The sequence below is a fragment of the Escherichia sp. E10V10 genome (assembly GCF_004211985.1).
Classification (GTDB): domain Bacteria; phylum Pseudomonadota; class Gammaproteobacteria; order Enterobacterales; family Enterobacteriaceae; genus Escherichia.
In genome coordinates, this window is record NZ_RHJO01000003.1 from 159,942 (window position 1) to 172,498 (window position 12,557).

Consider the following 12,557-nt stretch of genomic DNA (forward strand, 5'->3'; position numbering starts at 1 on the left):
ATAATAGTCAACTATGAAATTGTTTAGCCAAATCTGACTTTGCAGAACATAATTAATTTGCGGTAATAGCGTATGACTCGCCCCGTTTTTTTTCGGGTAATAAACATCGGCTTGCGCGGCGTCTGGATTAAATATTCCGCAGCTTCTTCAACCGTAATAGGTTGTAGCCGTGTTGGGTGGATATAGGTTGGATAAACAATCAACGCCTGATAGATCAAGTCTGCTATCGTTAATCTGCGCTCGCGGCGCGGGCAGTGATGTTCATCAACGGTTAACCCCCAACCGGCATAGAAGGGCAGGCCGTAACAATGAACTTGCTTGCCATGTAATAACGCTTCAAACCCGGACAATGATGTCATGGTGTGCACTTCATCTGCGCGCTGGATGCATTGAATAATATCTGCGTCCAGTGCCTGATAATCAGCAAGTTCAGCGATCAATTTAGCCGGAATATTGCCCTTACGATTCCCCACCAGTACATCCGGGTGCGGTTTATAAATAATGTAGGCGTGCGGATTACGTTCACGTACGGTGCGTAATAACTCAAGGTTGCTCTTAATCGAGACAGTGCCTGTTTTAATAGAGGCATCGTCCTCTACCTGACCCGGTACCAGGATGATTTTTTTACCTTTGGACTCGGCAGGCAGAGAGAAATCGGCCCCCAGGTTGTACTTGCTCAGTTTGCTTTCAACCAGTCGTTGCCGCAACTTCTCAGCTCGCATCTGCTGCGCCAGCGTTAGCTGGCTATGATTCAGCAGCACTTCCAGATCGCTGGGGCGCGTGGCGTCATAGTAGATCCCGCGTTTATCCAGCACCAACGATAGCGGCGGCAACAGGTCAGAGCCAAGCCCGGATGAACGCAGAAAACCATCTTCCATTCGCCATAACGGCAGTGATTTTTGTTGCGCTTCGGCTTGCCATTGCTGTTCTCCCTTTACACCCCATACCACGCAAGCGGTGGCCGCAGTACAGCGACGTGAAAAACTCAGCCGGTTTGTCGCCGTTCGCAAGAAAGGTTTCAGGATTGCCGACTTCCACAGCGTTAAGCCTGGCGCCCATAAATTGCCGTTACGCTGTTGCAGATGTCGACGTTGTAATTGTAGCCATTGCAGCACGGTAAACAGATCGCTCGCGGCCCCCGTTTGCGGGTCGATATAGCGACAGTAACGCAGGTATGCTGCGGCAAAAAGTTCTTCCCGCGTGGCAGAACCGCGTCGGGCAGATAACAAAGCGGATTGCGGATGACGATCGTCGGTTAAGCCCCAGCCTGCATACCAGGGCTGACCGAAGCATGTCACTGGTTTTCCTGCCAGCAAGGCTTCAAAGCCGTATTGGGAGGTCACGACGTAAACCCGGGAAACGTGTCGCAACAGCGACTGCGGGCTGACATTCTCGGCAATCAAACGTACTCGTTGCGTGGCGCGCAGATCGGCGAAATAACCTGTTTTCTTTCCTTCAAGTACATCTGGGTGCACCTTCACCCAAATTTCGGCTTGAGGATTTTCCGTAATCGCGGCTTCCAGCATGGCGGCAAACTCATTCTGACCCGCATTACCATACGTCACTGACATATCATTAAATGTCTGATCGACAACCAGAACGATGTTTGTACGTTCTGACTCATCAGCCACAAACGCAGGCGCCAGGTTATATTTCGACAAATCATCGGTCACGATGGTGTGCATCGCTTCTCTGGCCTGATCAGCCAATGCCGCATTTCCGGCTTTATCCTGTACCAGTTTCTCCAGCGCCGAAGGCTTGCTGGCATCGTAGTAAATGCCGCAATCATCCACCACCAAAGAAAGCGGCGGCGCGCCATTGACGCCAAGATCCAGCGAACGCACAAATCCATCTTCCAGACGAATGATGGGTTTTCCCGCGGCTTTGGCGATGGCGACTGGTTTCGCCGCGCTGGGGCGATGCCCCCACACGGCGATAGCATCGACGTTTTGCGGAACAGGACGCAGCAGAGAAAGTTTCTGGCACGGTTGCGCCAGAAATTTCTCCAGATGCGGAATACGCCAGATGCCAGACGAGTAAATGCCAATCATGCGTTTTCGGCCAGTTCCTGCGCCATCAGAGCGCGCACCTTTTCAAGGCATGCCGGGGTGTCGACGCCCGGACCGGTTGCGGCAACCTCAAATGTGCGAATGTTGATCCCCGCGTTCATCAACCGTAGCTGCTCCAGTGATTCCGTCTGTTCCGGCATGGACTCTGGCAATTGACTGTAGTTTTGCAGCACATCGCGACGATAAGCGTAAATACCGACGTGTTTCAGGTAGCGCGCTTTTTCAGCATTACGCGGATACGGAATCGGCGAACGGCTGAAATAAAGTGCATCCTGGCGGGTATTTACCACCACTTTTACCGTGCTTGGCTCGGTCGCTTCTTCGGCAGAAATCGTGTGGCATAGCGTTGCCACTGGCAACGCGGGATCGTCACGCATTCCTTGTAGCAGCGTTTCTACATCCCGTGGGCGAATCATGGGTTCATCGCCCTGCAAGTTAATGTAGATATCTGCTTCCACCGTATGCATTACCTCGACCAGCCGATCGGTGCCGGATTCATGATCGTTGCGCGTCATGATGGCTTTCCCGCCAAACGCCTGCACGGCCTGTTCAACGCGCGGGTCGTCTGTTGCCACCCAAACTTCCGCAACGCCCGCCACCTGTAACGCACGCTCGTAAACATGCTGGATCATCGGTTTGCCAACAATATCGAGCAGTGGCTTACCCGGCAGGCGCGAGGAGCCGTAGCGGGCCGGAATGACAATAACTGCTTTGCTCATTTCAATTCCTTACAAAGACAGAATCACTTTTGCACCCACCGCCAGCTGATAGAGGATGGTGGAAATACCACGGGTAACTTCAATGTTTTTCGATTCATATTTCGGCAGAACCATAATCTCATCGCCCGGCTTGAGTGAATCCACATCTTCAGCGTTGACTGCCGCACCGTTCTGACGAATGACGATAATTCTGGCGTTACCCGATTTTTGCGTCAGGCCACCACATTTCTCGATGTAATCCTCGGTGGTCATTCCCTTCTGCCAGCTCACCGCGTTCGGGAACAGCACCTCGCCATGAACCATAACCAGCGATGTTTTCTCCGGAATATTGATGACGTCGCCATCTTCAAGCAGAACAGAATCAATATTGGATTCGTTGAGGATCACTTCACCTTTCGGAACCACGGTGCGCGCTTTCGCCACAAAGCGGCTGATCAGTTGCGCTTCCTGCATTCGCAGGCTGGCTTCTTCTTTGGTGGAGGACTGGGCGGAAAGAGATGCTTCCTCCAGCTTTTGCAGCGAGAGATTCAGCATCTCTTTCTGACGCTGGGCCACTGATGGGCGATAAAGCTGAACCGCGTTCATCTGCGACATACTGTTCGGACGGACTTTTTCCAGAACCGCACGCATGGTGGAGCCATATGGCAGCACCATGGCATGTTCGCCAGAGTGCGCGCCTTCAACCCGCACCTGAATGGTGCCGGCATAGCGGTCAGTGCTGACGATTAAGGTATCGCCATTTTGCAACATACGGCCTGGCGCTGAGCTTATCGGATAGTATTCGCTACGTTTTTGCAGTCCCTGTTTACGCATAATCGTAATGTGAGTCGCCCCAGGCTTAGGGCGCGCCCAGCTCAACGCTTCCGTTACGGGAATGCTGCTTTCGCGGAACTCAAAGTCGTAGCTGTTAAAGACATCGCCCTGGACGCTGAACGTATGTTGACGAGGCCCAACGATGATGGTGTCACCATCGGCGAACTGCGAAAGCCCCAGTTTACCGTTCAGCAGGAAGTCATACAGGTTGACATTGGAACGCACGCGGTTGCCGCGCTTGACCACAATATCAACGTAACTTCCGCGCTCTGGATCAACGCCGCCAGCCTTGATCAGATAATTGAGTAACGAATCAGACGTCACACCGCCATACAGACCAGGATTACGCACAAATCCGGTCACGTACACTTTTACTGGCTGCGCCTGTAATAAGGAGGCGTAGACGTTGACGTTGGACTGGTACACTTCCTTCACTTTGGATGTGACCAGGGTATTTAACTGACTGTTACTGACGCCAGCAACTTTCACCGGACCAACGTTCGGCAGGAAAATATTACCTTTGGGATCAACCTGTAACGCACCATCAAAGGTGAACGCACCCCACAAGCGAACCTGAATGCTATCGCCCGGATTCAGAATATAGTCAGGGTTGAATCCTACCGTCGCACCGCTATCCGCGCTGGTGCCGTTGAAAAGTTGAGCACCAAACATACGGCTCATTACCACCGGCGGTGCGGGCGGCGGGGTATTGTCGAAGCCGCTCATGTTTTGCGTATCCGACTTTTGTCCGCTCAGAATACCGGGCAGTGGTGCGGCTCCTGTCAGGTTTGGGTCAGCGTTAATATCAATGGCCGCGCTGGCCTGCGCCGCGTGACAGGCGGCAATCAGTAAAATTGATTTAAATAATTTCATCACAAACTCATTCAGCGACAGCGTTAATCTCGGTGATCTTCAATAACAGCCAGCAACAGTTTCAGGGTGCCGAACAGCAGGCAGCACACCAGTAACCAACAGGCGATCAAATAAGGGATGTTTGGAAAAGAGGATTCCTGCGGCAACTGTGGCGAACTGATCACAGACAGCACCTTGAGCTTACGAGCCGCTTCTACACGGGTCTTTTCAATGGAGGTCAGCGTCAGTTTGTAGAGCTCGGTGTTGAACTCTACTTTTGATTTAATTTCCTCAAAATCCACCGCCATACGGTTTAGCTTGTCACCCTGTGGCGCTGTGATTTTGCTTTTTTCTTCATCGATTTGTGCCTGCAATGACTGAATCGCATTACGCGCACTCACAACTTGCGGGGCGTCCTCGCGCAGATACGTCAGCAAGTTCCGCAGGTCCGCTTCCATCTGGATCTTCTGGCCCATCAGCGTATTCACTAACGTGCTCGCTGCCTGTGCCTGTGCCTGTGGATCCAGAACGTTGTTGTTGTCCTGATAAGAGAGCAGTTCCGCTTTGCTGGCGTCCAGACGCTGGCGTGCCTTTTCCATTTCCGTTTCCGCAAAGGCAAGCTGGTCACGCGCGATGCGATGTGACATCTCATTGATAAAGCGCTCTGACTCTTTCAGCACGGTCTGGTTAAACTTAAGCGCAAACTCCGGGCTAAAGCCCTGCGTCTGAATATTGAGCAATCCGGTTTTATCGTCATACGAGACGTTGATACGGTCCTTGTAGTACTTCAGGAAGCCTTCTGCGGTTTCATCCTTGCTAAGATGATTAAGAAAATCGAGCCCGCTGTGGCTAAACGCTTCGCGAAAATTCAGTTGCTTATCTAACGCTGCCAGCATATCTGGAGAGTTGATGTACTCTTTCAGATATAACGCATCCTCTGCGGAACTCGGGTTAGAGGCACCCAATAGCAGACCAAAATTTAAGCTGCCACTGTTTAAATCATCTGAGCGTTTAATGGCGACTTTCGACTCGCTCATATAGCGAGGCTGGCTGAAAATAGCCAGATAGATCAGCAGCACTGCCATCGGTGCCAGAATGATGATTTTCGCCAGGTGTTTTTGGATATCTGCCAGTGAGATGGCAGACAAACGAGCACGCATCCAGGATACGGCAGACTTCACTTTCATCAACATGTAACGATTATCAGAGTTTCAGTGGGGCGCAAATTCAATGAGAGAGTTAACTCTCGCGCCCTGTTGCTTAATTAGTCGAAAATGCGCACAAGACCAGTGACTTTGTTCGCCTTGTTGGTCACCAATAACGTCGAGACGCGGTGTTTTTGCATCTTTTCTTCCGCTTCGATGATCATGGTTTCTTCTGGCAACGTCAGCGGTTCACGCGTCATCATCTGCGCCGCCGTGGCGGATGTCAGAGAATCTTCTTTTTCCATAAAGCGACGCAGGTCACCGTCGGTGATAATGCCCGCCAGCTCGCCTTCTGCGTCTTCTACCATCACCATTCCCTGGCAACCGCTGGTGATACGTTGAATCACCGTTTTAAAGGGTGCATCCAGATGAACCGAAGGGACATCATGTTGCATGACATCCGCAACGCGGGTCAGCAGGCGACGGCCTAATGAACCGCCCGGGTGATAGCGTGCAAAATCATTCGGCATAAATTTGCGTTGGTGGATCATGGCAATCGCCAACGCATCGCCGATCGCCATAGTCAGCGTGGTAGACGTTGTTGGTGCAAGATTATTCGGGCAGGTTTCATTCGCCATGTGGAGTTCCAGCACGGCATCGGCATTTTTCGCCAGCGTGGAATTTCCATTATTGGTAATGGCGATAATTCGGTTGCCGAAATTCTTCAGTGACGGGACGAGCTTCAGGATTTCGTCTGTTTCACCGCTGGCAGAAATAAGGATCAGAAGATCGTAAGGCGTAATCATGCCCAGATCGCCATGGAAAGCTTCTGCGGGATGAATAAAGAAACTCGGCGTACCCGTAGAGGCCAGAGTCGCAGACATTTTTCGACCAACATGCCCTGATTTACCCATTCCCGAAAGAATAACGTGTCCTTTACAATTAATTATCAATTCAAGAGCACGTTGGTATTGAGTGGAATCCAGCTGTTTGGACAAATTTTGTAATGCAGCACCTTGTTCTGCCAGAGTCTGGCAAACCGAGGTAATTAAATATGGATCGATAGTACTGCTCTGGTCATCAGGTAAATGTCTTTCAGACATATCAACTCCTTTGCTCGGAAATAATGCCATAGTCACAACAAACCCGAACCAACAATAAATTATTGATGTTAAATCAATTGGTTATAACAAAGTGTTTTAATGAATATAAAACCATGGTCAGCCCATGTGCTTATGTAGGGCTTATCACCTTCTTATTAAGTCGCAATGTCTCGTGGAAGTGCGAAGATGCTGCAATATTACAGGCGAGAAGGGGGAACCAAATTTTGCCCACCTATTTAACACACACCTACATTATGAACAAGGAATTTAGGATTTTTATCAATCATTAAAATGTTTCGCGATTAACTATTAAGTCGAAAAACAATTTAGTGATTGATTGTTTGCTTATAAAAAAAGAACGTATGTCACTGTTATCAATAAATAAAACACGTCAGTAATGGCGATGATATTTTGTGATTAACTATTTAAGTTGAGTTAATAAACAGATTGACAATCCCCCTGTAAAGCAGAAGAGAATGACAAATTTTTTGCGGTGAATATTGACTAGCATGATAGTTTTGCGCTTGATTATTTATGGCGATAAATATGTTTTTAAATCAAACAGAGACGCATTTATCACCGTATATATTTTCCGTGGAAACTATTATTAAATTAAAAAATAATGACGGGGATTATCATTCGCTAACCAATAACTGTGCAGACTGATAAGGAAGTGCCTCGCATGAAGGCACTTCCAACAACCAACGAGCCCACTCTGGATTCAGAGTGGTTTGTTAATCGCGTCATAAAGATGGTTCAACGTTGTTAATCGCTTTCTGTATATTTCTCTCAGGCAGGGTTTGTCACTGCCACAACGGCGTCGTTCTGCCAGCCACTGTGCCTGTGATTCTTTTAGTTCCCCGGCGGCACCCATTGCGTAAAGCCCGTGGAGAAATTTGTATTTAACGCTCATCTCCACATCCATATCATTGAGGGTACGCGATGCACAAATCGCTTTTTCATCCGCACTGCGGGCCAGCCGACAGTCAAAACTGGCTGCCGTGACAGAGAAAACAGGCAACGTAATGATGAGAAATGCCGTAAGTATATTTTTCACTGGTTGGCTCCTTCAGATCGGATAACTGGCCCAGGAGCCATGGTCAGGGCTCTGTTTCTCGTCAGCCTGAATCCTGTTGCTTCCCCGGTTTTTACTGACAGTTGACATTCGTAGTGAAACGGCGTCCAGCTAATCCCCCTGCGGTACTGGCCATTGCCTGTCAGTAGTGCAGGTGAGAGCAGTCGCTGCATATTATGTTTTCCCTGATCGAAAATAACCTTATCTACGTCGGGGTACTGCTTCTGCAGCTCTTTTAGTGCGAGCGGTCGGCAAATAAATTCGGCTACGCGCTGAGCTTCAGTCCAGTTGTTATTGACAAAATTACGGTCATTCTTCCCTTTTACCTCACGATTGATAACGCTATTCAGATGTTTTACCTGGACAGAGTTCAATGTGACGTTCGTTGCAAATGCAAATCCGGTATACATACAGGATATCGCAGTAATAACAACCAAATACTTACTAATCCGAAATACTCCATTACGCATAAGTACCTACTTTTACTGTGCAATTACAATGTCTATGTGAATATAAGTGGTGAAAATAAATAATTTGCTGCGCTGCATCAATGTTTATGCTTAATCAGAGTATTCCTGAAGGTGCTTCTGCATGCAAAAATGCAAAATTCCGATTACCTGAAATAAAAATATTAATAAGTAAATCTTCTTTCTACGGTATTTAACATAATAGAAACTGGTTTGACTTTAAGCTGGAGCGTGCAAAGAGGAAATGCCAGTGCATGGTGAATATTCACGGTTTACTATAGTAATAGATTTTATATACAAACGAATTACTTCGATATTACATCGCAAAAACACTCAGGGCTGCCGCCTGAGGATCATGAAGAATGTTGTTATATAATAAGTCAGCATTTCGCACTTCGTATAATCTGGGTTAGGGTATAAAAAATAATGTAGTTACGTAATGAAAATATAATTCAGAACATGTATAAAGTCGTTTTTTAATTGCTTGATATGTCTAAAATTATTCTTGTTTTTTGGCATATTTCTTATTGTTTTTTATATTCAATTTATTGATCTATATTGTTTTTTTGAAATTGATATTGCCCTAGTATTCGGTTAAGGAAATATTGTTGTTAATTTGACTTTAACTGAATTACGTGAGGGAACTATGAGTGACAGCTTCCAGCGGGAGATCCCGAAGGCCCGTATTAATCTAAAATTAGAACTGCATACAGGTGGCGCAAGCAAAAAAATGGAATTACCCCTTAAGCTACTTATTGCGGGTGATTTTAGTAATGGTCAGGAATCCGCGCCATTATCAGAGCGTAAAAAAGTTAATCTTAACAAAAATAACTTTGACGCAGTCCTTTTTGATTATTCCCCAAAAGTAAATCTTATCGTTAAAAATACGCTTGCTGATGACGATAGCGAAGACAGCATCAAACTGACATTCCGCAGTATAAAGGATTTTTCCCCGGAACAAGTCTCCCGGCAAATACCACAGCTGAAGGCCATGCTTTCCATGCGTAATTTACTTCGTGATTTAAAAGCAAATCTTCTGGATAACCAGGCTTTCCGCAAAGAACTGGAAAATATTCTGCTGGACCCGGCATTAAGCGCAGAACTCAGAGCCGAACTCTCAGCCCTGGCCCCAAAACAGCCATAACGATCATGACGATTTAACGGATTAATAAGGAATATGTTGATGTCTGTAAATAATGAGAATGCCACTGCTGGCGAGAGTGTGGTCCTTGAACGTCCTGTGGCAAATGGAGTTTATGCGTCCCTGTTTGAAAAAATTAATCTGAGCCCAGTCTCAGAGTTGAGTGCACTGGATATCTGGCAGGATGCACAGGCGATGTCGGATGCAACCGCGGATGAACGTTTAACGGCCGGGATGCAAGTGTTCCTGGAATGTCTGACTAAATCCGGCTCTAAAGTTGAAAAGCTCGACAAAAATTTGATTGACCACCATATCGCTGAACTGGATTTCCAGATAAGTCGTCAACTTGATGCAGTTATGCATCACGAGGCCTTTCAGGCGGTAGAAAGCCTGTGGCGGGGCGTGAAATCGTTGGTTGATAAAACCGATTTCCGCCAGAACGTGAAAGTTGAACTGCTGGATATCTCTAAAGAAGACCTGCGCCAGGATTTTGAAGATAGCCCGGAAATTATCCAGAGTGGTTTGTACAAACACACATACATCGATGAGTATGACACGCCGGGCGGCGAGCCGATTGCCGCGCTGATTTCCTCTTACGAGTTTGATGCTTCTGCGCAGGACGTGGCGCTGATGCGTAATTTGTCAAAAGTGTCTGCTGCGGCACATATGCCCTTTATCGGTTCTGCGGGGCCGAAATTTTTCCTGAAAGAGTCAATGGAAGAGGTCGCAGCCATCAAAGATATTGGTAACTACTTTGACCGCGCCGAGTACATTAAATGGAAAAGTTTCAGGGATACGGACGACTCCCGATACATGGGGCTGGTCATGCCTCGCGTGCTCGGCCGTTTGCCGTATGGCCCGGACACAGTACCGGTACGTAGTTTTAACTATGTTGAAGAAGTGAAAGGCCCGGATCACGATAAATACCTGTGGACCAATGCCTCCTTCGCTTTTGCGGCCAACATGGTGAAAAGCTTCATCAACAACGGCTGGTGCGTGCAAATCCGTGGCCCACAGGCCGGTGGTGCAGTGCAGGACTTGCCCATTCATCTGTATGATCTCGGCACGGGTAATCAGGTCAAAATTCCGTCAGAGGTGATGATCCCGGAAACCCGCGAATTTGAATTCGCAAATCTTGGATTTATTCCCCTGTCGTACTACAAAAACCGCGATTATGCCTGTTTCTTCTCGGCGAACTCCACGCAAAAACCTGCGCTCTACGACACTGCTGATGCCACTGCTAATAGCCGCATCAATGCGCGTTTGCCGTACATCTTCCTGCTGTCGCGAATCGCTCATTACCTGAAGCTGATTCAACGGGAAAACATTGGTACAACCAAGGATCGTCGTCTGCTGGAACTGGAGCTTAATACCTGGGTTCGTGGTCTTGTGACAGAAATGACCGATCCGGGCGATGACTTGCAGGCTTCTCACCCGCTGCGTGACGCGAAAGTGCTGGTGGAAGATATCGGGGATAACCCAGGCTTCTTCCGCGTGAAACTCTTTGCTATCCCCCACTTCCAGGTGGAAGGGATGGACATCAACCTATCACTGGTTTCCCAGATGCCAAAAGCCAAGTCGTAAGGCGAGGGGAAATCAAGGATGAAAATTTTTCGCCCACTTTGGGAGGACGGGGCTGCGCTGGCCCCGCAACAGTTCCAGCAGCAGGCCCGCTGGAATGCGCACATTGCCGATACCGTTGCAAGGATGGGGATTTCCCATCCCTGGGGCGTGGTGAATGCTGAATTTGACACCGCCGCCCTGGCGCTGTCACGGCTAAATGCTACCCGTCTGGTGGTACGTTTCCAGGATGGCACGATCGTTGATACCGACCTGGCGGATAATCTTCCTCCGGTTTGTGATTTATCCGTCGCAATGTCGGCGACCACCTTGCCTTATACCACCATCTTACTGACACACCGGCAGAACCTAAACTCCAGGCCCAACAGCGTCTGCGCGCTGATGGTGCACTGCTGGATGACTGGCATCGTCGCGGTGAGCCTGTGCGTTATCGCCTCGGACTGTATCAGGGACTGCGTCTTGTACCTGTTATTGAAGCCGTCATGGATGACCTGGCACCACCGTCGTTCTCTTCACCTGTTATCCAAAAAATCGTCCCGGGGCAGAAGATTATCCGCCTCGACAGTATGTCGCTATTTGATTCCGGCAAATCGGTGCTGAAGGCCGGGTCCACCAGAATGTTGGTTAATTCACTGGTGGGAGTCAGAGCAAAACCGGGCTGGTTGATTGTGGTCGCTGGCCACACGGATAACACCGGGAACGCACAACTAAACCAGACGCTTTCTCAGAAACGTGCCGAAGCGGTGCGCGTCTGGATGCATGAAACCGGTGACGTACCGGAAAGCTGTTTTGCGGTACAGGGCTATGGCGAAAGCCGTCCGGTCGCAACCAATGACACCCCAGAGGGCCGTGCGCTCAACCGGCGTGTCGAAATCAGTCTGGTACCGCAGGCTAATGCCTGTCAGATACCTGGACACACCCTGGCGTCATCGCAGGATGATGGCGCATCACAACATAATGGAGAGTAATTCCATGGCAATACCTGTTTATCTTTGGCTGAAGGACGATGGCGGCGCGGACATCAAAGGGTCTGTTGACGTTCAGGATCGTGAAGGCAGCATCGAAGTCGTGGCTCAGGAACACAACCTGTACATCCCGACTGATAACAACACAGGCAAACTGACCGGCACCCGTATCCATACCCCGTTCCTGTTCACCAAGGAAATCGACTCCTCCAGCCCGTACTTGTACAAGGCAGTGACCACCGGTCAGACCCTCAAGTCTGCCGAATTCAAGTGGTACAAAATCAACGACGCAGGCCAGGAAGTGGAGTACTTCAACACCAAACTTGAGAACGTGAAAGTGGTGAAGGTGAATCCTGAAATGTATGACATCAAGGATCCTTCTAAAGAGAAGCACAACCACCTTGAGCGCATTGAACTGCGTTACGAAAAAATCACCTGGACCTACAAAGACGGCAACATCATTCATTCCGATTCCTGGAACGAACGCGCCACCGCCTAAGCCACGAGCGGACAGAGTTTCTCTGTCCGTTTTTTGTTTTTGCTGAACGTCTGAAGCCAACGGGCTTTCAGCAAAAACTCCACAATCTGTCAGCACGACCGTATGCGCTTTGGTCTTCCTCACGGAAA

At 48.8% G+C, this 12,557-nt stretch carries 10 protein-coding genes and 2 pseudogenes; 5 read left to right on the plus strand and 7 right to left on the minus strand.

The features are described from left to right. Positions 1 to 23 precede the first annotated feature (23 nt). From D9736_RS07200 to D9736_RS07230, 7 genes are all read right to left on the minus strand, one after another. A complete protein-coding gene (locus tag D9736_RS07200) occupies positions 24 to 2,051 on the minus strand; it encodes a capsular polysaccharide biosynthesis protein (RefSeq protein ID WP_130258025.1) in 2,028 nt (675 codons plus the stop codon). Beyond that, complete coding sequence (kdsB, locus tag D9736_RS07205) at positions 2,048 to 2,788, minus strand: 3-deoxy-manno-octulosonate cytidylyltransferase (RefSeq protein ID WP_130258026.1); 741 nt, start codon at positions 2,786 to 2,788, stop codon at positions 2,048 to 2,050. Before kdsB ends, D9736_RS07200 begins: the two co-directional genes overlap by 4 nt. Positions 2,789 to 2,797: 9 nt before the next feature. Further along, positions 2,798 to 4,474: a polysaccharide biosynthesis/export family protein gene (locus D9736_RS07210; protein ID WP_032226219.1), complete on the minus strand. Its 1,677-nt coding sequence runs from the start codon at positions 4,472 to 4,474 to the stop codon at positions 2,798 to 2,800. Between the two features lie 23 nt (positions 4,475 to 4,497). Next, entirely contained in the window at positions 4,498 to 5,646 is a 1,149-nt protein-coding gene (locus tag D9736_RS07215; protein ID WP_130218061.1) for a capsule biosynthesis protein, read from the minus strand. 71 nt (positions 5,647 to 5,717) lie between these two features. Beyond that, a complete protein-coding gene (locus D9736_RS07220; RefSeq protein ID WP_130258027.1) occupies positions 5,718 to 6,701 on the minus strand; it encodes a KpsF/GutQ family sugar-phosphate isomerase in 984 nt (327 codons plus the stop codon). Positions 6,702 to 7,422: 721 nt separating this feature from the next. Further along, the gene (locus D9736_RS07225) at positions 7,423 to 7,758 is read right to left on the minus strand and encodes a lysozyme inhibitor LprI family protein (RefSeq protein WP_130224041.1); all 336 of its coding nucleotides are present in this window, start codon (positions 7,756 to 7,758) and stop codon (positions 7,423 to 7,425) included. Continuing rightward, the gene (locus D9736_RS07230; RefSeq protein ID WP_130224043.1) at positions 7,755 to 8,246 is read right to left on the minus strand and encodes a hypothetical protein; all 492 of its coding nucleotides are present in this window, start codon (positions 8,244 to 8,246) and stop codon (positions 7,755 to 7,757) included. Before D9736_RS07230 ends, D9736_RS07225 begins: the two co-directional genes overlap by 4 nt. Before the next feature lie 643 nt (positions 8,247 to 8,889). Between D9736_RS07230 and tssB the strand changes: the two genes are divergently transcribed. The 5 genes and pseudogenes from tssB (at position 8,890) to hcp (ending at position 12,429) form a co-directional block, all read left to right on the plus strand. Beyond that, complete coding sequence (gene tssB / locus D9736_RS07235; RefSeq protein ID WP_130207941.1) at positions 8,890 to 9,387, plus strand: type VI secretion system contractile sheath small subunit; 498 nt, start codon at positions 8,890 to 8,892, stop codon at positions 9,385 to 9,387. 33 nt (positions 9,388 to 9,420) lie between these two features. Then, positions 9,421 to 10,968: a type VI secretion system contractile sheath large subunit gene (gene tssC, locus D9736_RS07240; RefSeq protein ID WP_130258028.1), complete on the plus strand. Its 1,548-nt coding sequence runs from the start codon at positions 9,421 to 9,423 to the stop codon at positions 10,966 to 10,968. Between the two features lie 18 nt (positions 10,969 to 10,986). Further along, positions 10,987 to 11,253 (plus strand): annotated as a pseudogene (gene tssK / locus D9736_RS07245) (type VI secretion system baseplate subunit TssK); the annotation flags it as partial. Between the two features lie 2 nt (positions 11,254 to 11,255). Next, a pseudogene (locus D9736_RS07250) lies at positions 11,256 to 11,933 on the plus strand (OmpA family protein); the annotation flags it as partial. Positions 11,934 to 11,937: 4 nt separating this feature from the next. Further along, positions 11,938 to 12,429 carry a type VI secretion system effector Hcp gene (gene hcp, locus D9736_RS07255; protein WP_024558534.1) on the plus strand — a complete coding sequence of 164 codons (492 nt, stop codon included), beginning with the start codon at positions 11,938 to 11,940 and terminating at the stop codon, positions 12,427 to 12,429. Positions 12,430 to 12,557: the final 128 nt, after the last annotated feature.